The sequence below is a fragment of the Flavobacterium ginsenosidimutans genome (assembly GCF_037478105.1).
In the GTDB taxonomy this organism is placed as follows: Bacteria; Bacteroidota; Bacteroidia; order Flavobacteriales; family Flavobacteriaceae; genus Flavobacterium; species Flavobacterium ginsenosidimutans.
Genome location: NZ_CP147988.1, coordinates 1,237,019 through 1,260,061 on the forward strand (window position 1 = coordinate 1,237,019; position 23,043 = coordinate 1,260,061).

22 protein-coding genes are annotated in these 23,043 nt (G+C 33.1%); 18 read left to right on the plus strand and 4 right to left on the minus strand.

Features of this window, described 5'->3' with window-relative positions; translation table 11 throughout:
• The first annotated feature begins 170 nt into the window (after nucleotides 1-170).
• The 8 genes from miaB to V6624_RS05585 all read left to right on the plus strand — a co-directional run bounded on the left by miaB (nucleotide 171) and on the right by V6624_RS05585 (nucleotide 9,333).
• Entirely contained in the window at nucleotides 171-1,616 is a 1,446-nt protein-coding gene (gene miaB, locus V6624_RS05550; protein ID WP_057117162.1) for a tRNA (N6-isopentenyl adenosine(37)-C2)-methylthiotransferase MiaB, read from the plus strand.
• A gap of 136 nt (nucleotides 1,617-1,752) precedes the next feature.
• A complete protein-coding gene (locus V6624_RS05555) occupies nucleotides 1,753-3,012 on the plus strand; it encodes a sigma-54 dependent transcriptional regulator (RefSeq protein WP_338841205.1) in 1,260 nt (419 codons plus the stop codon).
• 97 nt (nucleotides 3,013-3,109) lie between these two features.
• Complete coding sequence (locus V6624_RS05560) at nucleotides 3,110-3,616, plus strand: LptE family protein (RefSeq protein ID WP_338841206.1); 507 nt, start codon at nucleotides 3,110-3,112, stop codon at nucleotides 3,614-3,616.
• Between the two features lie 109 nt (nucleotides 3,617-3,725).
• The gene (locus tag V6624_RS05565) at nucleotides 3,726-5,402 is read left to right on the plus strand and encodes a tetratricopeptide repeat protein (RefSeq protein WP_338841208.1); all 1,677 of its coding nucleotides are present in this window, start codon (nucleotides 3,726-3,728) and stop codon (nucleotides 5,400-5,402) included.
• 3 nt (nucleotides 5,403-5,405) lie between these two features.
• Nucleotides 5,406-5,753, plus strand: a complete 348-nt coding sequence (gene secG / locus V6624_RS05570) for a preprotein translocase subunit SecG (protein WP_111284746.1) — start codon at nucleotides 5,406-5,408, stop codon at nucleotides 5,751-5,753.
• A 143-nt stretch (nucleotides 5,754-5,896) separates the two neighbouring features.
• Nucleotides 5,897-6,172: a co-chaperone GroES gene (locus V6624_RS05575; RefSeq protein ID WP_008467105.1), complete on the plus strand. Its 276-nt coding sequence runs from the start codon at nucleotides 5,897-5,899 to the stop codon at nucleotides 6,170-6,172.
• Nucleotides 6,173-6,254: 82 nt separating this feature from the next.
• The gene (groL, locus tag V6624_RS05580; protein WP_111284745.1) at nucleotides 6,255-7,883 is read left to right on the plus strand and encodes a chaperonin GroEL; all 1,629 of its coding nucleotides are present in this window, start codon (nucleotides 6,255-6,257) and stop codon (nucleotides 7,881-7,883) included.
• Nucleotides 7,884-8,133: 250 nt separating this feature from the next.
• A complete protein-coding gene (locus V6624_RS05585) occupies nucleotides 8,134-9,333 on the plus strand; it encodes an ectonucleotide pyrophosphatase/phosphodiesterase (RefSeq protein WP_338841210.1) in 1,200 nt (399 codons plus the stop codon).
• Between the two features lie 347 nt (nucleotides 9,334-9,680).
• Here V6624_RS05585 and V6624_RS05590 read toward each other — a convergent pair whose 3' ends face one another.
• The 3 genes from V6624_RS05590 to V6624_RS05600 form a co-directional block, all read right to left on the minus strand.
• Nucleotides 9,681-11,210 (minus strand): SulP family inorganic anion transporter, encoded by a 1,530-nt coding sequence (locus V6624_RS05590; RefSeq protein WP_338841211.1) that lies wholly within the window; start codon nucleotides 11,208-11,210, stop codon nucleotides 9,681-9,683.
• 248 nt (nucleotides 11,211-11,458) lie between these two features.
• A complete protein-coding gene (locus V6624_RS05595; protein ID WP_338841212.1) occupies nucleotides 11,459-11,704 on the minus strand; it encodes a hypothetical protein in 246 nt (81 codons plus the stop codon).
• Between the two features lies 1 nt (nucleotide 11,705).
• Nucleotides 11,706-12,695: a DUF6268 family outer membrane beta-barrel protein gene (locus V6624_RS05600; RefSeq protein ID WP_111284736.1), complete on the minus strand. Its 990-nt coding sequence runs from the start codon at nucleotides 12,693-12,695 to the stop codon at nucleotides 11,706-11,708.
• 88 nt (nucleotides 12,696-12,783) lie between these two features.
• Between V6624_RS05600 and V6624_RS05605 the strand changes: the two genes are divergently transcribed.
• From V6624_RS05605 to V6624_RS05615, 3 genes are all read left to right on the plus strand, one after another.
• Nucleotides 12,784-13,866, plus strand: coding sequence for a sensor histidine kinase (locus tag V6624_RS05605; RefSeq protein ID WP_338841214.1), 1,083 nt, complete (start codon nucleotides 12,784-12,786; stop codon nucleotides 13,864-13,866).
• Nucleotides 13,842-14,555, plus strand: a complete 714-nt coding sequence (locus V6624_RS05610) for a response regulator transcription factor (protein WP_338841215.1) — start codon at nucleotides 13,842-13,844, stop codon at nucleotides 14,553-14,555. The genes V6624_RS05605 and V6624_RS05610 overlap by 25 nt, the downstream gene beginning before the upstream one ends.
• A gap of 410 nt (nucleotides 14,556-14,965) precedes the next feature.
• Nucleotides 14,966-15,430, plus strand: coding sequence for a hypothetical protein (locus tag V6624_RS05615; protein WP_338841216.1), 465 nt, complete (start codon nucleotides 14,966-14,968; stop codon nucleotides 15,428-15,430).
• Between the two features lie 417 nt (nucleotides 15,431-15,847).
• Here V6624_RS05615 and V6624_RS05620 read toward each other — a convergent pair whose 3' ends face one another.
• On the minus strand, nucleotides 15,848-16,165 hold the full coding sequence (locus tag V6624_RS05620; RefSeq protein ID WP_338841907.1) for a GIY-YIG nuclease family protein: 318 nt from the start codon (nucleotides 16,163-16,165) through the stop codon (nucleotides 15,848-15,850).
• A 303-nt stretch (nucleotides 16,166-16,468) separates the two neighbouring features.
• Here V6624_RS05620 and V6624_RS05625 point away from each other — a divergent pair, with 303 nt between their 5' ends.
• From V6624_RS05625 to V6624_RS05655, 7 genes are all read left to right on the plus strand, one after another.
• A complete protein-coding gene (locus V6624_RS05625) occupies nucleotides 16,469-17,698 on the plus strand; it encodes a TMEM143 family protein (RefSeq protein WP_338841217.1) in 1,230 nt (409 codons plus the stop codon).
• 95 nt (nucleotides 17,699-17,793) lie between these two features.
• The gene (locus V6624_RS05630; protein ID WP_338841218.1) at nucleotides 17,794-18,258 is read left to right on the plus strand and encodes a DUF962 domain-containing protein; all 465 of its coding nucleotides are present in this window, start codon (nucleotides 17,794-17,796) and stop codon (nucleotides 18,256-18,258) included.
• A gap of 8 nt (nucleotides 18,259-18,266) precedes the next feature.
• Nucleotides 18,267-19,139, plus strand: a complete 873-nt coding sequence (locus tag V6624_RS05635; protein WP_338841220.1) for a class I SAM-dependent methyltransferase — start codon at nucleotides 18,267-18,269, stop codon at nucleotides 19,137-19,139.
• Nucleotides 19,140-19,298: 159 nt separating this feature from the next.
• Complete coding sequence (locus tag V6624_RS05640) at nucleotides 19,299-21,140, plus strand: TlpA disulfide reductase family protein (RefSeq protein WP_338841221.1); 1,842 nt, start codon at nucleotides 19,299-19,301, stop codon at nucleotides 21,138-21,140.
• Between the two features lie 120 nt (nucleotides 21,141-21,260).
• Nucleotides 21,261-22,121 carry a hypothetical protein gene (locus V6624_RS05645; RefSeq protein ID WP_338841223.1) on the plus strand — a complete coding sequence of 287 codons (861 nt, stop codon included), beginning with the start codon at nucleotides 21,261-21,263 and terminating at the stop codon, nucleotides 22,119-22,121.
• Nucleotides 22,122-22,163: 42 nt separating this feature from the next.
• Nucleotides 22,164-22,355 carry a hypothetical protein gene (locus V6624_RS05650; RefSeq protein WP_338841224.1) on the plus strand — a complete coding sequence of 64 codons (192 nt, stop codon included), beginning with the start codon at nucleotides 22,164-22,166 and terminating at the stop codon, nucleotides 22,353-22,355.
• A gap of 92 nt (nucleotides 22,356-22,447) precedes the next feature.
• Nucleotides 22,448-23,041: a dihydrofolate reductase family protein gene (locus V6624_RS05655; RefSeq protein WP_338841225.1), complete on the plus strand. Its 594-nt coding sequence runs from the start codon at nucleotides 22,448-22,450 to the stop codon at nucleotides 23,039-23,041.
• Nucleotides 23,042-23,043 lie beyond the last annotated feature (2 nt).

A 23,043-nucleotide genomic window follows, 5' to 3' on the forward strand; every position in this document is an offset into this window, starting at 1 on the left:
TAGATTTTAGATTATAAAACTAACTGCGAATCTTTATTTAAGGATATAAGACGTACAACTTGTATATTCTATTTACAATCTAAAATCTAAAATCAGAAATCTAAAATTCTTTTCTGCCATCTTGTCATAATAGATTCAATTACGCTATCTTTGCACTTTGAATTTTTACAATGGAAAAGATTATTGAAGAAAGCAAACAGGGCGAAAGTCTTGTTTTAGAAAATAAACCTGAGAATACTAAAAAACTATTTATAGAAAGTTACGGTTGTGCGATGAACTTTTCGGACAGTGAAGTCGTAGCTTCCATTTTATCTGACGGTGGTTACAATACTACTTCGGTTTTAGAAGAAGCCGATTTGGTTTTGGTAAACACTTGCTCGATTCGTGACAAAGCAGAACAAACAATTCGTAAACGTCTTGAAAAATATAATGCCGTAAAACGTACGAACCCAAAAATGAAAGTGGGTGTTTTAGGCTGTATGGCCGAACGTTTGAAAAGCCAATTTTTAGAAGAAGAAAAAATCGTTGACTTAGTTGTTGGTCCAGACGCTTATAAAGATCTTCCAAATTTATTAGCTGAAGTTGAAGAAGGGCGTGACGCTATTAATGTAATTTTATCAAAAGAGGAAACTTACGGAGATATTTCGCCAGTTCGCTTAATGAGTAACGGAATCACAGCTTTGGTTTCTATAACACGTGGATGCGATAATATGTGTACGTTTTGCGTTGTACCTTTTACACGCGGACGCGAAAGAAGTCGTGAACCGCAAAGTATCATGGCTGAAATTCAGGATTTATGGAATAAAGGTTTTAAAGAAATTACACTTCTTGGACAAAATGTTGACAGTTACCTTTGGTACGGCGGCGGTTTGAAAAAAGATTTCGTAAATGCTTCTGAAATGCAAAAAGCAACTGCTGTTGATTTTGATCAATTATTAGAAATGGTTGCGGTTGGTTTTCCTAAAATGCGTATTCGTTTTTCGACTTCAAATCCGCAGGATATGCACGAAAGTATTTTGCATGTTATAGCAAAATATCCAAATATCTGTAAACACATTCACTTGCCGGTTCAATCTGGAAGTAACAGAATTTTAAAAGAAATGAATCGTCTGCACACTCGCGAAGAATATATGGCTTTGATTGATAAAATCAGAGCAATTGTTCCTGATGCTTCAATTTCGCAAGATATGATTGCCGGTTTCCCAACAGAAACGGAAGAAGATCATCAAGACACAATGAGTTTAATGGAATACGTAAAATATAATTTCGGTTATATGTATTCGTATTCTGAACGTCCTGGAACTCTTGCTGGAAGAAAAATGAAAGATGATGTCGAGGAAGAAACAAAAGCTAGAAGATTACAAGAAATTGTCGATTTACAGCAAAAACACGCTTGGTTTAGAAGCGAGGAATTTGTTGGAAAAACAGTTGAAGTTTTAGTTGAGAAAGTTTCTAAGAAATCAAAAGATGAATTCTCTGGAAGAAACTCTCAAAGTATTACGGTTGTTTTTCCAAAAGAAAATTACAAAATTGGAGATTTCGTAAACGTAAAAATCACAAGCTGTACCAGTGGAACTTTAAAAGGTGAAGCGGTTGGATTGAGTGAAATGAATTAAAATTGTTTGAAGTTTCAAGTTTCAGGTTATTTCTGTAACTTCAAACTTGAAACAAAATTATAAGCCAAATTTTAAAGTTTAAGGTCAAAGTTGTAAAACCTGAAACCTGAAACAAAAAAACTTGAAACAAAAAACTATGGAAACAGTTCAAGCAATAAAACAACGATTTGAGATTATTGGAAATGATCCGAAATTAAATCGTGCCATTGAAAAAGCCATTCAGGTTGCTCCAACTGATATTTCGGTTATGGTAACTGGGGAAAGTGGTGTTGGTAAAGAAAATATTCCTAGAATTATACATTCGCTTTCGCACAGAAAGCATGGTAAATATATTGCCGTAAACTGCGGTGCAATTCCGGAAGGAACAATTGACAGTGAACTTTTTGGACACGAAAAAGGAGCTTTTACAGGTGCAACAAGTACACGTGAAGGTTATTTTGAAGTGGCCGACGGCGGAACAATATTCCTTGATGAAGTTGGTGAATTACCATTAACAACTCAAGTAAGATTGCTTCGTGTTTTGGAAAATGGTGAGTTTATAAAAGTAGGTTCGTCTCAGGTTCAAAAAACAAATGTTCGTATCGTTGCAGCAACAAACGTGAATTTATTTAATGCTATTGAAAAAGGTAAATTCCGTGAAGATTTGTATTATCGTTTAAGTACTGTAGAAATTACTTTACCGCCTTTACGAGAAAGAAATGATGATATTCATTTATTGTTCAGAAAATTTGTGGCCGATTTTGCTCATAAATATAAAATGCCACCTTTAAGACTGGACGATGATGCAGTACAGCTTTTACAGAAATTCAGATGGAGCGGAAATATTCGTCAACTTCGAAATGTAGCAGAACAAATTTCTGTTTTAGAAACCAATCGCGATATCACTCTGGCAACTTTAAAATCTTATTTGCCAGCAGAAGGAAGCAATTTGCCTTCTGTAATTAGCGACAGCAAAAAAGAAAGCGATTTCAGTACAGAAAGAGACATATTATATAAAGTCCTTTTTGATATGAAAAGCGATTTGAACGATTTGAAGAAACTGACTTTGGAATTGATGAAAAACGGCACTTCTAAAGTACAAGATATTAATCCGAATTTGATTCAGAAAATTTACGGAAACCAGCAAAACGATAGCGAAATTGATTTTGAAGAAGAACCAAGAACAGCTGTTATGACAACTCCCGCGGTTCGTGAAGAAAATTATCAAATGCAAGACGATAATTATTTATTTGCCGAAACCATTGAAGAAGAAGAAATTTTACGTTTGGAACAAAAAGAAATCGAAATGATCAAAAAATCATTAGAAAAAAACAAAGGTAAACGTAAAGCTGCGGCAGATGAATTAGGTATTTCTGAAAGAACTTTATACCGCAAAATCAAACAATTCGATTTATAAAAATAATTAAATTACAATTTTTAAATTCCAGATTCCAATCATTATATTTGGCCAGATTTGGAATTTTAAAACCATTGGAATTTTTCCAACAAACATTATGAAAAAAATATATTCTCTTTTCGCATTCTTAAGTCTTTTCATGTTGAGTGGCTGTGGATATTACAACTTTACAGGAAGAACTGGACAAATTGATGCAAAGACTTTTCAGGTTAATTTCTTCCAGAATAATGCTGATTTAGTTGAACCAGGTATTGACCGAACCTTTACTTTGGCTTTGCAGGATTTGATTATGAATCAAACCAACCTAAACTTAGTAAGTAATGGCGGAGATCTAGTTTACGAAGGAGAAATTACAGATTACAGAATTACTCCAATGACAGCAACTGCAGATCAGCAGGCCGCACAAAACCGTTTATCAATTCGTGTCAATGTGCGATTTATGAATAAAAAGAAAGAAACTGACGATTTTGAAAAATCTTTTGAATTCTATTATGACTTTGCCGGAACATCTCTACCAACGGGATCAGTTTTAAATACAGCTATCACAACGATTTTTGAAAGAATTACGCAGGATATCTTTAATGAATCATTGGCAAAATGGTAATTTGTTTGCTGAGTCGTTTAATCGTAAAACCGTTTAATCGATTAAACAGTTAGACAAAAACAAAAAGCGAATAAACGATTAAACAAATAAACGATTAAACAAAAAATAAATGAACGTTACCGATTATACCTACTTAATGAACAAACCCGATGCTATTACAGAAAAGCAGGCGGATGCATTAGGAAGTGTTTTGAATGAATTTCCATATTTTCAAAGTGCGCGAGCATTACGATTAAAAGGACTTTATAATCAGAACAGTTTTAAGTATAATTATGCGTTGAAGGTAGCAGCTGCACATACATCTGATCGTTCAGTTTTGTTTGATTTCATTACTTCGGAAGCATTTACTTCTATCCAAAATGATTTCTACGAACAAAAACTGAGAGATCTTCTTGAAATTACTGTTTTCGATAGTGAGATAATTTCTACCGAACAAATTCAGAAAGCACTTGAAGTAAAACCTGATGCAGTTGAAGAATCAATTTCAGTTTCTATTCAAGAGCCTGAAACTCCTTCTAGACCAGAACCTGCAAAGGTTGAAGAAATAGAAATGCCAGAAATTGATCTATCGATTTTTAATGCATTGAAAAAAGCTCAGACAGTAGTTTTTGAAGAACCAGTAAAAATTGAAGAACCAAAAACTCTTCCTATAATTGACGAATCGATTTTTGCAACTCTTAAAGAAGCTCAATCAGTAACTTATGAAAAACCGATCGCTGAAGAGGAAAAGAAAATTGATCCAATTGAACAACCTATTATTGATTCTGTAAAAGAAACAGAAACCGTTTCGTTTATTGAACCAACAGAAACAGAAGAACCTAAAATTGATCGCATTGAAAATTCTATTTTAAGTTCTATAAAAGTTTCTGAAACTCCTTCAGCACCAGAAGCTATAGAACCTGTAAAAACGGAAGAACCTAAAATTGATTCAGCAATTGAACGTTCTATTCTGAATTCAATTAAAGAAGCAGAAGCTGCAATTCCTGAAGGACCAATAAAAGCTGACGAACCAGAAGCTGAACTTATAATTGAAGAACCAATTTTAAATTCGGTTGAAGAAGACGAAGACGATAGTGTTATTGAAGAAATGATCATTCCAGAATTTAAAATGAATTCTGTTGAACGATCTATACTTTCTTCTATCAAAGAAGCTGAAGCAAAAAAATCCGAAGAACCAAAAGAAGAGATTCAAGAGGTTATAAAAACTGAGGAAAAAGAAGAAGAAGAAGAAGAAGAAATCAAAGAAGAAAATGAAGAGCCGATTGAAGAAATAATCGAAGAGGAAGAATTTAATGAACCTGCAAAAACCGCTGCAGAACATTTAGAAATTGGAAAACCTTTAGATTTTTCTCTTAGAGAAAAACATTCCTTTCAAGAATGGCTACAATTATCTAGAACAGAACCAATTGATCGTTCGAATGACGCTTCTTCAGAAGAAAAAATTGAAAAAACTGCTGCTGAAATAGAAAAAGAAGAGCAGTTAGCTATAGAAGAGAAGCAAAAGAAGGCTGAAATTATCGATAAATTTATCGAAAACAATCCGAAAATCTCGCCAATAAAACCTGGAAATAACACGCCAGCAGTTCAAATTGAGAGCCCAATAGAGGACAATTCTTATTTGATGACCGAGACTTTAGCCAGAGTATATCTGGAACAAAAGAAATATACAAAGGCAATTCAGGCATATGAAATATTAATTTTGAAATATCCAGAAAAAATTACTTTCTTTGCAGACCGCATATCGGATATAAAGATTTTACAACAAAATAACAATAACAATAATTAAGTAATGAGCACATTTTCAATTTTTTTAGTTTTAATTACAATAGTTTGTTTTCTATTGATCGTAGTTATCATGGTACAAAACCCTAAAGGAGGCGGATTGTCTTCTACTATCAGCGGAACGCAGATGTTAGGTGGAGTACAAAAAACAACTGACTTTTTAGATAAAAGTACTTGGACTTTAGCTACTGTTTTAATTGTGTTAATTTTACTTTCAAGCTTAAGCTTCTCTGGATCTTTAAGCGATACAGAATCTAAAATCATTGACAAAACTGAAGCTCCTGTAAATACACCAGCAGCTCCAGCACAAGGAACTACTCCTGCTCCTGCTACACCAGCACCTGCAGCAAAATAATAGTAGCTCGATATAAAATCTAATGCCAGCCTGTCAAAGCTGGCATTTTTTTTAAGAAATAATGTCAGTTTTACTAGCATGGCACAATTTCTGAAAGTTTATAGAACAGAAAAAAAACGTATAACTTATAATAATATAAAATCATGGCTTTAAACATTAAACCGCTTTCAGACCGCGTACTTATTGAGCCTGTTGCAGCTGAAACTAAAACTGCCTCAGGTATTTTTATTCCAGATACTGCCAAAGAGAAACCACAAAAAGGAACTGTAGTTGCAGTAGGAAACGGAACTAAAGATCACACAATGACTGTAAAAGTTGGAGATACTGTTCTTTACGGTAAATATGCAGGAACCGAGTTAAAACTGGAAGGCACTGATTACCTAATCATGCGCGAGGATGATATTTTAGCGATTATCTAAAAAATATTGTATTAAGTACGAAGTATAAAGAATTAAGAACTTCAATAACTTGAAACAAATCAAACTTTAAACAAAAATTAAAATGGCAAAAGATATAAAATTTGATATTGAAGCACGTGACGGATTAAAACGTGGTGTTGATGCATTAGCAAATGCTGTAAAAGTAACTCTTGGACCAAAAGGTCGTAATGTAATTATCGGAAAATCATTTGGTGGGCCAACTGTTACTAAAGATGGTGTTTCTGTTGCAAAAGAAATCGAATTAAAAGACCCATTAGAAAATATGGGCGCACAAATGGTTAAAGAAGTTGCTTCTAAAACCAATGATTTAGCTGGAGACGGAACTACAACTGCTACAGTTTTAGCTCAGGCTATCGTAAAAGAAGGTCTTAAAAACGTTGCTGCAGGTGCAAATCCAATGGACTTGAAACGTGGTATCGACAAAGCGGTTGAAACTATTGTTGCTGACTTAGCAAAACAAGCTAAAGTGGTTGGAAGTGATTCTGACAAAATCAAACAAATTGCTTCTATCTCTGCTAACAATGACGAAGTTATTGGTGAATTAATCGCTACAGCTTTCGCTAAAGTTGGAAAAGAAGGTGTAATTACTGTTGAAGAAGCTAAAGGAACAGATACTTTCGTTGACGTTGTTGAAGGAATGCAGTTTGACAGAGGATACCTTTCTCCTTACTTTGTAACAAATCCAGAGAAAATGGAAGTTGAATTAGATTCTCCTTACATTTTATTATACGACAAAAAAGTATCTTCTTTAAAAGAATTACTTCCGGTTTTAGAGCCAGTTGCTCAATCAGGAAAACCATTATTGATTATCGCTGAAGATGTTGACGGTGAAGCTCTTTCTACATTAGTAGTAAACAAATTAAGAGGCGCTCTTAAAATTGCTGCTGTAAAAGCTCCTGGTTTTGGAGACAGAAGAAAAGCAATGTTAGAAGATATCGCAATCTTAACTGGCGGAACTGTAATTTCTGAAGAAAGAGGTTATACTCTAGAAAACACAACTATCGAAATGTTAGGAAACGCAAAAAGAGTTTCTATCGATAAAGACAATACAACTATCGTAAGCGGTGCTGGTGAAGCTGATATCATCAAAAACCGTGTAAACCAAATTAAAGGTCAGATGGAAACTACAACATCTGATTATGATAAAGAAAAATTACAAGAGCGTTTGGCTAAATTAGCTGGTGGTGTTGCAGTTCTTTATGTTGGTGCTGCTTCTGAAGTTGAAATGAAAGAGAAAAAAGACAGAGTTGATGACGCTTTACACGCAACTCGCGCTGCTGTAGAAGAAGGAATCGTTGCTGGTGGTGGTGTTGCTTTATTAAGAGCTAAACTTGCTTTAGCTGACTTAAAAGCAGATAACGCTGATGAGGCAACGGGAATCCAAATCGTTTCTCGCGCTGTTGAAGCTCCATTAAGAACTATCGTTGAAAATGCTGGTCTTGAAGGTTCTGTTGTTGTGGCTAAAGTTGCTGAAGGTTCAGGAGATTTTGGATACAATGCAAAAACTGACGAATATGTAGATATGCTTAAAGCTGGAATTATCGATCCTAAAAAAGTAACTCGTGTAGCTCTTGAAAACGCTGCATCTGTTTCTGGAATGATCTTAACTACAGAATGTGCATTAATTGATATTAAAGAAGAAAACGCTGGCGGAATGCCAATGGGTGGCGGAATGCCTGGAATGATGTAATTTATTCTCTTCTTAAAACTTAAAAGCGCTAGATTTACTTCTGGCGCTTTTTTTATAGCCACGAATTCACGAATTATTTTTTCAAATCTGTGGTTAATAAAAATATAGATAAAGATTATAAAAAAATAATTCGTGAATTACTTCGTCTATTCCCTTCAGTCGGGTCGTGGCTATCTTTTTTATTTAACATTCTCTTTTTCTTTAAAAAATCTGTTATCTCTACCTTTGCAGTTCTATTTAAAATTGCACAATGAGAAAATTCACAACTCACTTTTTATCTTTTACATTTTTACTTCTTACTACTTTTTTACAAGCCCAAAATAGCAAAGACAATTATGTTGTTTTAATTTCGATGGATGGATTTCGCTGGGATTACGGCAAAATGTATAATCTTCCGAATTTAAAGCAGATTGAAAAAGAAGGCGTTCATGCCAAATCAATGAAACCTTCTTATCCGAGTAAAACCTTCCCGAATCATTATTCAATTGTAACGGGACTTTATCCAGATCATCACGGAATTATCAATAACGTTTTTTACGATGCTTCTTTAAATCAGTCTTTTTCATTGTCAAGTAATGCTAAAAATGACTCAAGATTTTATGGCGGAAATCCAATTTGGAATTTAGCCGAACAGCAAGGTGTAAAAACAGCTTCTTTCTTTTGGCCAGGTTCTGATATTGACAAAAGAAATCCGAGTTATTTCAAAAATTACGATGGTAAAGTTCCGTACGGAGCTAGAATCGATACGGTTATGAAATGGCTGCAGCTTCCAGAAAAACAGCGTCCTCATTTGGTTACTTTATATTTTGATGAACCAGACCATACAGGACATAATTTTGGTCCACTTTCGCCAAAAACTGAAAAAACGGTAATCAAAATGGATTCCATTATGGGAGAAATATCTAGAAGATTAGATCAATTGCCTATTGGAAAACAAATTAATTTAATCATTGTTTCTGACCACGGAATGGCCAATATCAGCAATGATAGAAAAGTAGCCGTTCTAGATTACTTAAAACCAGAATGGCTGGGTTACAAAGATGTTGTTAACCCAATTATGAGTTTGCAGGCAAAATCGGGTTATCAAGATTCTATTGCCAATGCTTTGAAAAAAGTGCCTCATATTAAATTCTGGAAATCGACCGAAGTTCCAAAAAGATTACATTATGGAACTAACCCGCGTGTACATGATTTTGTTATTGAAGCCGACAAAGGATGGAGTTTAGTAAGCAAAGAAAGCACACATATAAACGGCGGAACTCATGGTTATGATAATAATGAAAAAGATATGCACGCCATTTTTTATGCAAAAGGTCCTGCTTTTAAAGTCAATAAAAAAGTAAAAACGTTTCAAAATGTTTCTGTTTATCCTTTAATTGCCCATATTTTAGGTTTACAAATTGGAGAAATTGATGGAAAATTGAGTGATGTTGAGGATACGCTGCGCTAAATTAGATAATGTGGCAATTTGATAATTAGAAAATTTTGAATTGGAATAGCTCAATATATTGAATTGCCTTCAGCTTTAGCTGGAGGTCTACATATTTAAACATCTTCAAAGGCTTTAGCCAAACCGAAAAGTTTGGCTAAAGCCTTTTTCTTATACACTTTTTGTTCCTCCAGCTAAAGCTGGAGGCAATTCATTATACAATAAAGCTATACAAAAACAAACCCGACAGGTTTTAAAAACCTGTCGGGTTTAACTTTTGAGATACTTTGCGCAGACGCACAGCAGTGCGTCTCTACAGAAAATCGATTTGAATTAATTCACAATTAATAATTTACAATTAACAATTATCAAGACACCACCTTATACGTCGGATCTTCAATCACATTTACATTAATAACCGCATCGGCATTTTTTAATAATTGTCTGCAATCGGCACTTAAATGCTGTAACTCCACTGTTTTATTTAACTGATTGTATTTTTTCGTCAGATTATTTAAAGCTTCAATTGCCGACATATCAGAAACGCGACTTTCTTTAAAATCAATTATAACATGATTCGGATCGTTTTGAATATCAAATTTCTCTAAAAAAGTTGTGGTTGAACCAAAGAATAAAGGTCCGTAAATTTCATAATGTTTTACTCCGCTTTCGTTGATATAATGTCTAGCACGGATTCTTTTGGCACTTTCCCAAGCAAAAACCAATGCCGAAATAATCACTCCAATTAAAACAGCCAAAGCCAGATTATGCAGTACAATTGTGATTAAAGCCACTAGAATTCCAACAAAAATATCATGTCTCGGCATTTTATTAATAATCCTGAAACTTGCCCATTCAAAAGTGGTAATGGCAACCATCATCATAACGCCAACCAAAGCTGCCATTGGTAATTTACCGATTACAGGAGCTCCGAAAAGAATGATCAGTAAAATAGTCAAAGCACCAATAATTCCAGAAAGTCTAGCTCTTGAACCTGCACCAAGATTTACTAAAGTCTGCGCAATCATTGGGCAGCCTCCCATTCCGTAGAAAAAGCCGTTTAGAATATTCGAACTTCCTTGCGCAATGCATTCTCTATTGCTATTTCCTCTTGTTCCTGTAATTTCATCAACTAAATTCAGTGTCAGTAAACCTTCTGTTAAACCAACAGCAGCGACAATTACCGAATACGGAAAAATAACTTTTAAAGTTTCAAAAGAAAACGGAATATTCGGAATATGAAACGGAGGAAATCCGCCTTGAACCGAAGCGATGTCTTCAACAGTTTTGGTTTCAATATTAAAAATAATTACGATTGCAAAAACAACCATGATTGCAACCAAAGATGCTGGAACAGCTTTTGTAATCTTTGGAAAAATTAAAACAATCGCAATGGTCAAAGCGACCAAACCAAGCATTATATACAAAGGAGTTACTTGAAGCCAAGAAACCTGACCGTTTATAACCGTTTTAAACTGCTCCAATTGCGACATAAAAATCACAACCGCTAATCCGTTTACGAAACCAAACATAACGGGTTGTGGAACCAATCGAATAAATTTTCCGAGTTTGAAAAGTCCGATACAAATTTGAACAACACCGCCAAGAGCGACGGCAGCAAAAACATATTCTATTCCGTGCGATTTCATCAAAGCAATTAAAACAATTACGGTTGCTCCCGCCCCGCCTGAAATCATTCCTGGTCTTCCGCCAAAAATTGCCGTTACTAAACCCGCAATAAACGCAGCGTATAATCCGACTAGTGGTGGAAATCCAGCTAAAATTGCAAAAGACAAAGATTCTGGAATCATCGTCATTGCAACAGTTAAACCCGCTAAAATTTCATTTTTGTAATTGACTTTCTGGCTAAAATCGAAGAGTTGGAATGCTTTTTTCATAGGGCACAAAATTAGAAAAATAATATGCAAAAAAAGGATAAACCTTTTCGTAATGAAAAAGCAGCAATAACAATATGAGTAATTAAACAGTTCGGACTATGCCAGCTGTTCTAAAAGAAATAGAAAAATGGAAAGAATAAAAGCTATCATTTTGATTTTTAATTTAATTAAAACATCACGCAAAATACTTACAAATAAACCAAATACAGCTACGTATTTTTACCTGATTTCAAACAGTAAAATGTTAATTATTCTAATCTCACACAAGTATATCCGAGACAGCGAACATAATCCATAATATTATCACACTGAAGATCAATTCCCTCTACCCTTAAAATCTTGTCGCAATCTTCCAAATCAAAATTAATTTTATAATCTGGAAACTGATTTTGTATAACGGCAATAACATAATCTCTATCAGATTCTTTTTGAACATTTGTTTTAAAAACTTCCACAATCATCTCTGCTTCTTTTAATTCTTCTAACTTGTACATATTACTTTCGATTAAAAAGATTGTATGAAACTCCAAACCTAAAATATCCTTGCGTATCTTCTTTTTGATCGTAAACATATCGGTTTGTTCGTTCTCCTTTTTCTGTAAGTCGGGCGCTCACAACGTTGTTAAAACCGCCTTTTACAAATGCAATCAGTTTCGGAGTAAAACTGTATTCATAAGTAATTCCAGATTTTAATTCTAACTGGTTCAGCTCATAAACGCCTTTTAAATTTGAGGTGTTTAAATTTAAGTAAAAACTTTCAGTATTTAATTCCGTACCTAAGGAAATTCTTCCATTTTCTAACAATTCTCTTCTAAACAATATACGCTGAGGCAAAATAAAATCCATATCCCATTTCGATTGTTTGAATTTATGATTTATAGAAAAAAGCGGCGTAACAGGCACAATCGAAGATGGATCGAGCAATACTAAAGCCCCAGCGGTAATGGTTGTTGATGGTGTTCGTTTAAGGACTAAAACTGCCGAAGCAAAACCTTTTAAACGCTGCAGTTTTTCTTCGTCTCCGTCAATTGTTGCAGTAGCGTTGTAAATAACAGGTTTCTTAAAAAGTGTTGCCATATATGTTGCTGTCAATGCTCCAGCCCAATAATGAAATTCCTGATTTTCTTTTGTATAGGTTTGATTGGTTTGATAATTATAAATATCTCCAAAACCAAAATTTTCATATTTATAGCGAAGTGAAGTCGTCAAAACCAATCTTTTTGATTCTGTAGCATAAAAAGGCAAATTGAAAGCCGCTTTAAAACGATTATGCTCTTCTATTCTTCCCTTTTCAAGTTTATTTCCAAACAATCTTGAATCGTAATTTGATGGTCCTAAAGCTTCATATTGAACATCAAAAGTTCGTGTGTTTGGGAATTTATCAACCACAGCTTTTACAAAGGTTTTTACACCTGGCTCCTTTTCTTGAGCTATTACTTGTAAAGTGGAAAAAACAAACACAAACGACATGATTTTAGATTTCATAAATTAGAATAAAGGATTACGGAGTATAGATAAAATTTGAATCCAAAAATACTCTAGGCATCTTTATTTTAATAGCAATTTTATACCAGTGGCGTATGATTTATACGAATGGCGTTTGTATAAATTATTGCTTTCAAATGATTATAAACTATACGATTATAGTATTTTTGCCGTTATGACAATCACAAAAATCTATCAAAACTTTTTTCTTCGAAATCTTCTCGTCAATGCACTTGTTTATCTCGTAATTCTGGCTTGTGTTTATGACGAAATAAAACTAGACGGACACAGCTGGTCGTACATTCTCAGCAAAATAGCTGTAGGTTATTTTCCGTGTATTGTCTGGATCACGATTTTCAATATTTGCATTATCAAACCTTTTCTGTTTCATAAAAAGTTTAAAATCTTCTTTACGCTTCTTGCTGTTTATTGGACTGGTTTTTACTTTTTTATGAATTGGTTTTTCCCACTTGTTGGATTAGGAAATTTTAAGACACTTCAAATTTTATCGCTTATTATAAACGGCTCTTTCTTTTATTTTCTTCATATTGTGATTACCAAAAAAATGAGTCAGGCCGATAAAGATATTATGAATTTCAAGTCGGAACTTTCATTTTTAAAACAGCAATTGAATCCGCATTTTTTATTGAATGCTATGAATAATCTTTACGGAGAAGCTTTAGCAGAACCCGATAAAGTTCCTGACCGAATCTTGAATCTTTCGGATATGCTGCGTTACCAAATTGAAGCTTCTAAAAAAGATTATGTTTTAATGATCGAAGAAATCGCATTTATTAAAAAATACATCGAATATTATACATTTAGAAACGAAAGACTAGCTGTAAACCAGAATATTGAAGGCTTGCACGATCAAATTGAAATTCCGCCTTTATTCTTTCTTCCTTTGGTTGAAAATGCTGTAAAGTTTTCTGCTGAAACTCCAGAACCTTTTATTAATTTGGATTTGAAAGTAAGATGCCGAGGCGTTATTTTTACATTGAAAAACAATTATCTCGATTCGGGATCGCGACTTTCAAGCACAGGAATTGGAATTGAAAACCTAAAAAGACGTTTGGAAGTTTACGGCTTAAAACACGATTTGAGCTGTAAAAAAGATAAAAATATGTTTACTGTAAAATTGACCATATGGCACTTACCTACCGCTGTCTAATAATTGATGACGAATCGCCGGCGCACAAAGCCTTGATTTCGCACATCTCCAAATTTGACGAACTGGAACATTCTGGCAGTGCTTTTAATGGTATGGAAGCTATAAAACTGCTCAACGAAAACCAATACGACATTATTTTTCTCGACATTAATATGCCTGTAATTTCAGGTGTCGAATTAATGGAACTGCAGCCCAATCGTCCGCTTACGATTGTAACAACCGCTTATTCTGATTTTGCGCTTTCGGCGTACCAAAATGATGCAATTGATTATCTCTTAAAACCCATTTCTCCTGATAAATTTGCCAAAGCCATAGAAAAAGCCAAAACGTATTTTTCTGGAAATAGTCTTAAAAAAGAAACCCAAACCAACGCAAAAATACTTTCGTACCGCTTAAACGGACAAAATATAGATATGCCTCTTTGCGATATTCTCTATATCGAAAGTCTGGGCAATTATATGAAATTTTACAACTGCAAATTAAAATCTCCAATTGTTATTTACGGTTCGCTTGCGAGTATAAGTGCAGAAATTGATTGTGCACATTTCGTACAAGTTCACAGATCTTATATTGTAAATACAACCAAAATTTCTGCTGTTACGACCAAAAATCTTACGATCTCTAACGGAGATATTATTCCTGTGGGAAGAAAGTATCAGATTTTGTTGGATAATTTGCCGATTCGGTAATTCTAATTTATTTGGGGTGTAATATCTGGTTTCCCAAAGAATGCAGAAATTCTAATCGACGAAAACAATTTACCTTTTGCTGAAGGAAATGATTTAATTTGGGAAAATGGAAATTTTCAGATTCATAATTCTACAATTGAAATTATTGCATTTGACAGTTCTTATTCAATAATTAAATTTAAAGACACAAATCTATCAGATAGATTTAAAAACTACTTCAATTAAGCAACAGAATTAGAAAAATTAAACTCTTAAATCATTATTCTTATTTGTTTTAAATCTTCCGAAATTATCCAAATTCGCGATTTTGTGAATTATTTTCTTAAAAAAAATGGCGAACTGAATAACTTTTCTTACTTATTTATTTAAATTCGCAGCACAACAAAAACCACTAAGATTTTTTTTAACCAATGCGCATTTTTAATTTATTTAGAAAATCAAATGTCAAATGTCCGAGATGTCAAGGAAAAGGATTTGTTGACTGGGATGATATTCGTCGTTTAAACAGACAGCTAAAATGGGTTCCTGCTCCTTGCGCATACTGCGATGCAACTGGAAAAGTAGAAAAAGAACTGCTTTCTAAAGTTGCTGTTGACTGTATGTACCTCACGATCGATTTACCAGAATCTGTAATCGAAAAAATTAAAGAAGGCGACAAAGAAACAATCGAAAAAGGAAAACAACGCGAACTTTTTGTAGATCATCTTATTCAATATGCAGAGCATCATTACCTTACTCAAAACATGGATGCCGAAAGTATTGCCACTTTATACCTAAACACCGAAGCTGAAAAAGCCAATTTTTCGGTAACAAAAGAAGAATTAATAAAATACATTCAAGGCGTTATCAATCTCAAAAAGTCGACTTTAAACTAAACAAAACCTTTGCAACTTTGTCCCTTTGCAACTTTTCACCTTTTAAAAAAAACAGGTATAAATACGTATAGCCATAATCTTATTTTGTGGTAACATTGTAGTGAATAATTTTTAGTTAATAATAAAGTTGTCTTCTAGAGAGCTTTTAATTTTTGTCACTTTTTTTTGGAGCACAAAGTGAGATTTCGAGTCGCTGGTACCGATTGGAAATTTCACTTTTTTTTGTGCTTATTCTAAACGCAAAAAACACTCACCTACTTTGTCATCCTGAGGAACGAAGGATCTCACGCGGGAATCGACAAAGTATAGAATTACTGTGCGGAGTTTCTCGTGTGATACTTCCTCCGTCAGGATGACAAAACTGTGTGAAACTTCTCGTGTGATACTTCGTTCCTCAGGATGACAAAGCCAAACAGACTATTCAAAATGATGATTTAAAAATTCAAATGTTGGGTTAAAATCTCTTATTAATTCGATTTTCTTTGCCCTAATCCATCCTTTTAGTTCCTTTTCTCTTGCAATTGCCTCTTGTATCCAAGTGAATTTTTCGTAATAAACCAAAAACTCGATTCCGTATTTAGACGCAAACGTCTTAATGTTATTCTCAATATTTTCTTTATGTTGCTTAAGTCTTTCTTTTAAATTTTGCGTCACACCAATGTAAAATGTTGAACGATGTCTATTTGTAATAATGTAGATATAATAGGTGTGATAGCCCTTTTGCGAGTTGAATATGTTTTTTTTTGCACGAAAATACTTTATTTTTATACGACGCGCAATCTTGTCATCCTGACGAAGGAAGGATCACACTTGGAGGCGACAAAGTATAGGATCTCATTGCAGAACTTCTTGTATGATCCTTCCTTCGTCAGGATGACAAACTGAATGGACAAAACTGCGTGGAGTTTCTTGTGTGATCCTTCGTCCCTCAGGATGACAAACTAGATTCCTTTGTACCTCTGCACCTTTGCAACTAAGAAAAAAGCAGTATTTTTGTATTTCTGTAAACGCCACGAAATTAAAAGCCCAGAAATCGATATGACACGAGAACATTATATTCCGTTTAATAAAGAATTTTTACTCGAACAGCAAATTACCGCTTTCGCTAATGATCCTAAAAAAGTAGATGGTTTTAAAAAACTTTTTGAAATAATTGAACATTATTATCATTACAAATCTTTTAACTTAAACCGAAATCTAAAGCAAAACTACGCGCTTTATGATCCAGATTTAAGTGAAAAAGAACGCGAACAGTTTATTAGCAAAAGCGATTTCCCGACTTTTAAAAAGACGCTACTAACAGTTTTAGAACGTGGAAATTATTACAGAATAGACAACGAAGCTTTGAAGTCGGCTATGGAAGAATCTGATTTGATTGGTTTAAATCTTTCGATCGATTTTAACGCTTTTAAAGATTACGAACTCTATGCACGCGGTCATCATAAAGCAAAAGAAAAAGTCACGAAATATTTCTTCTGGAAAAAAGAAGTCGAAATTGAATATTATGATCGTGTCTTAATTTATCTCAATTATAGCGACGCAGATTATCTTAGAGAAAAGAAAGTCAAATTAGGAAAAATGCCTATCGATCCGGGTTCAATTGCTTTGAAAATCTTTAAGCGTGTTCCTAAAAATGATCTTGAAACGATTTTCCCAAATGCGATTGCAAAAATGTCTGTAAAAGACAAAATGTTGCTATGGGTTCCTGGGCTTTTTGGCGGACTTTCGTTATTAAGTGCCAAAGTAATTCCGGCTTTAATTAACATGTACGAAGCCTATCAAACTGGCGAAACCATCGATTTACTGAACAGTAAAACGTCATTAAACCAAGGATTAATTGCTTTGGGAATTTTAGGTGCTTACTGTTTCCGTCAATACAATAATTTCATCAATAAGAAAATTCGATATTCTAAAATGCTTTCAGACAGTTTGTATTTTAAGAATCTCGGAAACAACAGCGGCGCCTTCTACTCTCTTTTAAATTCTTCTGAAGAAGAAGCTTTAAAAGAAACCATTTTGGCTTATACTTTTTTAAATAAAAGCGAAAAAACTTTAACAGCCGAAGAATTGGATAATGAAATCGAAGCTTGGTTTAAAACGAAATTTAACACCGATTTGGATTTTGATGTAAACGATGCTTTATTAAAACTAAAAAGCATCGGACTTGGTTTAGAAGAAAATGGAAAATGGAGCGTTATTTCATTGGACGAAGCTCTTGTTAAAATTGATGAATTGTGGGATAATGTTTTTCAGTACAATCAGAAATAGGTTTGTAATTAGTTAGATTTTCGTTTATTTTTCTCCGATTAACGTAAAAGAAATTTCATTAGATTTACTGCAATCTAACTATAAAACCACAAAAAATGAGAACTTTAGACCAATGGTTTGCAGAATATGCCGTAAGTCATCAAAACCCAAAAAACAAGGCAATACATTATATTTGTGTGCCTGCTATTTTCTTTTCAATCGTTGGTTTACTTATGAGTATTCCGAGCTCGATAATCTCAAATACATTAAAACTAAACGCTCCAATTATCGAAAATTGGGCTTTTGTTGTACTTCTTTTTGTTCTTATATTTTATATCAGGTTATCTATAGCAATGGCGGTTAAAATTGCCATTTTTTCTATGCTTTGTTTAGCTGCAAATTATTACATCGGTCAGTTTTTTCCGTTGTGGGCATTCTCTATTGGCGTTTTTGTATTGGCTTGGATCGGACAGTTTTATGGACATAATATTGAAGGCAAAAAACCTTCCTTCTTAAAAGATCTTCAGTTTTTATTGATTGGCCCAGCTTGGGTGGTAGAGAATTTGTTTTCGAAAAAATAAGGATTGTAATGAAAGCAGAAAAAACCAGCAGAACAGCACAGTATATGGCTTTTTTTAGAGCTTTAGAAACTGTACAAAGTAAAGATGACAGATTATTTTCAGATCCTTATGCCGTTCATTTCATAGATTCAAAATTGAGATTGGCAACTCGTTTATACCAATATCCAATTGTCAAAAAATATATTAACAATACTATACAGAAAAAAATTCCTGGGGCTTTGTCTTCTGGAATTGCTAGAACAAAATATATTGATAATCTACTTAAAAATGCAATTTCAGAGAATGTAAAACAAGTTATAATTTTAGGCGCGGGTTTCGACACGAGAGCAGTACGCCTTGATTTTCTAAAAGATATTCCTGTAATCGAAATCGATCATCCGAATACGTCAAATTTTAAAGCCGAAGTTTATAAAAATAGAATAGGGCAAATTCCTCAAAACATCCGTTTTCTTCAAATTGATTTTAACAAACAGGATTTAGATCAATTGGCATTAGAAAACAATCTAGATTTTTCTATACCAACTGCAATTATTTGGGAAGGCGTAACAAATTATCTTACCGAAGATGCTGTAAAAAACACATTTTCGTTTATTTCTAAATTCGCTCCCAACAGTCATATTATTTTTACGTACGTACATAAAAATATACTCTTAAAGCCAGAATCTTTTTTAGGTGGCAAAAAACTTCTGGAAGATCTTGAAAACCTTGAAGAACATTGGACATTTGGTTTTCTTCCTGAAGAACTTCCAAATTATTTAAATCAGTTTGATATTGCGCTTTTAGAAGATTTAGGAGCCAATGAATATCGTGAAAAGTTTCTGCCAAACCGTTCTCAAAATGGGTATGAATTTTATAGAACTGCAATTGGTATAAAAAAATAAGTCACCTATTAAAAAATATACAGAAAGTATATAATCAGCAAAATAATTTCACAGGTTTTTGCTAATATTTTCTTAATAAAAAAACAACGAGCGATATAATATATAAATTTACGCTTCGTTAATCAATTAAGAAAAAATCAATCAAAAAACCAAAAACAAATGAAAAAAACCATTATTTTACTACTGTTTGCAGTTGTTAATGTTGCTTTTGCTCAATCTGGAAAGATCTATTTAAAAAATGCTAAATTCAACGTGGGTAAACCTAATACCTATGTTTACGAACCTCCTCAAGGTCTTGCAATAGAAGATAATGCTAAAGCAAATTTTCTCTACATTACCCCTAATGATTTTTCTTCTGACATAAGTCCGCTGAAAAAAAGCGGAAAACGTTTTGAGTTTACCGCAAAAGTTCCTGTTTCTGTCAGAGTGATTCTAGTAACTATAAACGATTCACAAAAAATTGCAGATAGCAATAATGAAAAAGGTTATTCTGTGCTTCTAAAAACACAAAATGATATTGAATTAGGAAAAAGTCTGATAGATGAAATTTATGTTAGAAGCAATGGAGGTTACTTTTTTAGACTAAAATCAGATCCAAAACAAGAAGATCTAATTGCAGAATATGATGCGATATTTGCAAAATATCCAAAATTAAGAGACGATATAGTTGCGTTAGAATATTTATACAAGAAAAAGTCTATAAATAAAGAACAAGGAGAAAAAGATCTTCTAGCTTTTGCCGATAAATGTGTAAAAAGAGATACTGAAGAATATTTGACTACAGCTTATTATATCTATAGTTCTAATAATGATACGCAAGATCAAGCAACAAAATTGAGAAAGGAAATTTCAGAAAAGTATCCTGCAAATAGAATTGATAAAATGGATTTTATTCGAAAATTCTATGATCAGACTGATAAAACAGAAGCTTCTATTTTAGAAAGCATTAATACTTTTAGAACAAAATATAACGATACTTCTAAGAGATCTCTCAACTATTTTTATTCAAATTTAATACCGATATATCTGGATAAAGGAGATCTAAAAAAAGCAATAGAAATAGAACCCTATTTAACCACTCCAGCAGACTCCTATAATAATTTTGCTTGGGGTCAATCTGGCGGTGATTTAACAATGCCTGTAAAAGATATTGATTTTGCTGCAAAAGTTTCTAAACGATCTTTAGACATTCTTGAAGCAAAACGAAAAGAATGCTATACTCCTGATTATAATGATAAATTTAACATGTTTGCTGATACTTATGCGCTTCTGCTTTATAAACAAGGCAAATATGAGGAAGCTTTTAAATACCAAAGTGGGGTTAAAGCCCTTAACGGATTGGATGCTGGAGGTAAAGAGCGCTATTTAGCAATGCTGGACAAAGTAAAAAGTAAAGACGAAGTAAAAGCTTATATTGAAGATGAAATCAATAAAGGCAATACATCGCCTGTATTTCTTGCTAAACTAAAAGAAATTTACATCGAGAAGAAATTGCCTATGGCTGAATATGATGCTATTCAGCAAAAAACAGAATTATTAGCACAAGAAAACAAAAACAAAGATCTTCTTGAAAAATTTGGAACTAAAAATGCCATTGACTTTACCTTGAAAAATCTAGAAGGAAAAGAAACGAAACTTTCAGATTATAAAGGAAAAGTGGTTGTTCTTGATTTCTGGGCAACTTGGTGTGGGCCTTGTAAAGCTTCTTTTCCAAAAATGCAGCATTTAGTGACTAAATACAAAGATAAAGATGTTGCTTTCTTGTTTGTAAACACTTGGGAAAATGGCAAAGAGGAAGATGTACTTAAAAAAGTTACTTCGTATATAACAGAGAAAAAATTCGATTTCAATGTGGTTTTTGATTCAAAAACAGAAGTTGTTACCAATTACAAAATACAAGCGATACCAACACGTATTGTGATTGATAAAACGGGTAATATTCTTGCTTATGACAACTCTAATACTGATCTCGGAGCAATTATTGATGAGCAGTTAAAATAAAAACAAGCTTTAGCTAATTAAAAATTAACTAAAAGGACAAAAGATATCTTTTGTCCTTTTTTTATGATTAAAATATACTTTAAATATTTTTATATTAGCAGAATAAACCCAATCCATAAAATGATAAAAATCTTCGTATTGATTGTTTCTGGAATTTTACTTTCAGCTTGCAAACAAACAGACAACAAAAGCATTTCTGACAAACAAGAAATAAAGAAAGACAGTATAAAAACTGAAGATTCAGCCCAAACCATAAAATCAGATTCGGGATTATTGGAACAATTTTCTAAAAATAAAAATGAAGTTATCCTTAAATTAAAATCGATTACCAATAAAGAAGTTGCTAATGCTTTGTATGACAAATATTTTGAAGAAAATAATGCTTTACTGGGACAGATCGAAGAAAAAGAATCAGGCGTATTAGATAAATTCTACAATGAAGAGGAAAACGCTAAAAAAGAAGTAAAACTTTTAGGTGAAAAACTTTCCAAACATCAGTTAGAGTATTTTGAAATTGGAGAAGGATATGTTGAAATTGAAACGCTTCCTGACTTCTATTATAAGATTTTCAAAGATTATGTAACAAGTGATTACAAAGATTATTTGTATCTGAAAAGCGAAGAAAACAAAACACTTTATTCTGCTGATGCTGGACTTGTTATATCTTTTAAAGATTTGGGAGATCGAATAATTTCATGGGAAAATTTTATGACCAAATATCCTGATTCAAAATTATTTGCAGCTGTAAAAGAAGAATACAAAAATTATCAAATGGATTATTTAGTTGGTCAAGATAATACGCCAACTGCCGAAAGAGCAACTGAAGAAAACTATATTTATCCAGAAAACATTCAAGAATTTGACCGTTTTGTAAAAAAATATCCGAAAAGCCCAACAGTTCCTTTAATCAATTTGTTTAGAGAAAACTTTAAAAGCGAAAGCATTCATGATATTTTGAGAGCTGAACAGGATAAATTGTAAATTTAAAGTACAAGAAACCTTTAATAACTAATATTTCAAAACATGGAAAATAAAAACCAACCAATTACATTTGTTTTTTGGGTCGTAGCCATCATTTTAGGCGTAACCTTATTTAAGCAATTTGATTTTAAAAATCTAAAATTTGAGAATCCAGCAATGGCAGTTATTTATGGTATTGTGTTTCTATTTTCGGTTTATTATATTATTAGAAATTCTAAGAAACAGCCTAAGTAAACTTCTGCAAATCATTTATTTGCCAAAATTGAAAGTATAAAAAATCAAATTAAAATCCTTAACTTTCTTATTAATAATTAATTATAGAGATTATGAGAAAGATAATTGTTTTGTCTATGATTTCATTAGACGGCGTAATGCAAGCTCCAGGTGGTCCAGAAGAAGACACATCTGACGCTTTTGAATTTGGAGGATGGACGGTTCCTTACGGAGACGAAATATATGATAAAGCTGTTCAGAACGAATTGCAGGCTGCAGATTATCTTTTGGGCAGAAAAACATTTGAAATTTGGGAAAATTATTGGCCCGACCATTCCGATTTTTGGCCTGAAATTAATGAAGGAAATAAATATGTTTTCTCTAAAACCAGACAAAATTCCGATTGGGAAAATTCAATTTTTATCAAAAGCCTTGCTGATATCAAAAAACTAAAAAACACTGAAGGCAAAGACATTCAGGTTTGGGGCAGCAGTGAACTGATTCGTTTATTATTAAAAATTAATTTAGTTGACGAACTCCGATTAAAAATTCATCCGCTATTGCTGGGCAAGGGTAAAAAGCTATTTGACAACAATGCTTATCCGTCTGCATTTTCTTTAGTAGAAAGCACTGTTACTTCAACGGGAGTAATTTTAGCCAACTATAAAAGAGATGGAGAAATTAAAACTGGAAATGCCATTGTTTAATT

What these genes read in the sequence shown, in the direction of transcription:
- miaB (WP_057117162.1), top strand. Translation starts at nt 171, where the DNA reads ATGGAAAAGATTATTGAAGAAAGCAAACAGGGCGAAAGTCTTGTTTTA.
- V6624_RS05555 (WP_338841205.1), top strand. Translation starts at nt 1,753, where the DNA reads ATGGAAACAGTTCAAGCAATAAAACAACGATTTGAGATTATTGGAAAT.
- V6624_RS05560 (WP_338841206.1), top strand. Translation starts at nt 3,110, where the DNA reads ATGAAAAAAATATATTCTCTTTTCGCATTCTTAAGTCTTTTCATGTTG.
- V6624_RS05565 (WP_338841208.1), top strand. Translation starts at nt 3,726, where the DNA reads ATGAACGTTACCGATTATACCTACTTAATGAACAAACCCGATGCTATT.
- secG (WP_111284746.1), top strand. Translation starts at nt 5,406, where the DNA reads ATGAGCACATTTTCAATTTTTTTAGTTTTAATTACAATAGTTTGTTTT.
- V6624_RS05575 (WP_008467105.1), top strand. Translation starts at nt 5,897, where the DNA reads ATGGCTTTAAACATTAAACCGCTTTCAGACCGCGTACTTATTGAGCCT.
- groL (WP_111284745.1), top strand. Translation starts at nt 6,255, where the DNA reads ATGGCAAAAGATATAAAATTTGATATTGAAGCACGTGACGGATTAAAA.
- V6624_RS05585 (WP_338841210.1), top strand. Translation starts at nt 8,134, where the DNA reads ATGAGAAAATTCACAACTCACTTTTTATCTTTTACATTTTTACTTCTT.
- V6624_RS05590 (WP_338841211.1), bottom strand. Translation starts at nt 11,210, where the DNA reads ATGAAAAAAGCATTCCAACTCTTCGATTTTAGCCAGAAAGTCAATTAC.
- V6624_RS05595 (WP_338841212.1), bottom strand. Translation starts at nt 11,704, where the DNA reads ATGTACAAGTTAGAAGAATTAAAAGAAGCAGAGATGATTGTGGAAGTT.
- V6624_RS05600 (WP_111284736.1), bottom strand. Translation starts at nt 12,695, where the DNA reads ATGAAATCTAAAATCATGTCGTTTGTGTTTGTTTTTTCCACTTTACAA.
- V6624_RS05610 (WP_338841215.1), top strand. Translation starts at nt 13,842, where the DNA reads ATGGCACTTACCTACCGCTGTCTAATAATTGATGACGAATCGCCGGCG.
- V6624_RS05615 (WP_338841216.1), top strand. Translation starts at nt 14,966, where the DNA reads ATGCGCATTTTTAATTTATTTAGAAAATCAAATGTCAAATGTCCGAGA.
- V6624_RS05625 (WP_338841217.1), top strand. Translation starts at nt 16,469, where the DNA reads ATGACACGAGAACATTATATTCCGTTTAATAAAGAATTTTTACTCGAA.
- V6624_RS05630 (WP_338841218.1), top strand. Translation starts at nt 17,794, where the DNA reads ATGAGAACTTTAGACCAATGGTTTGCAGAATATGCCGTAAGTCATCAA.
- V6624_RS05635 (WP_338841220.1), top strand. Translation starts at nt 18,267, where the DNA reads ATGAAAGCAGAAAAAACCAGCAGAACAGCACAGTATATGGCTTTTTTT.
- V6624_RS05640 (WP_338841221.1), top strand. Translation starts at nt 19,299, where the DNA reads ATGAAAAAAACCATTATTTTACTACTGTTTGCAGTTGTTAATGTTGCT.
- V6624_RS05645 (WP_338841223.1), top strand. Translation starts at nt 21,261, where the DNA reads ATGATAAAAATCTTCGTATTGATTGTTTCTGGAATTTTACTTTCAGCT.
- V6624_RS05650 (WP_338841224.1), top strand. Translation starts at nt 22,164, where the DNA reads ATGGAAAATAAAAACCAACCAATTACATTTGTTTTTTGGGTCGTAGCC.
- V6624_RS05655 (WP_338841225.1), top strand. Translation starts at nt 22,448, where the DNA reads ATGAGAAAGATAATTGTTTTGTCTATGATTTCATTAGACGGCGTAATG.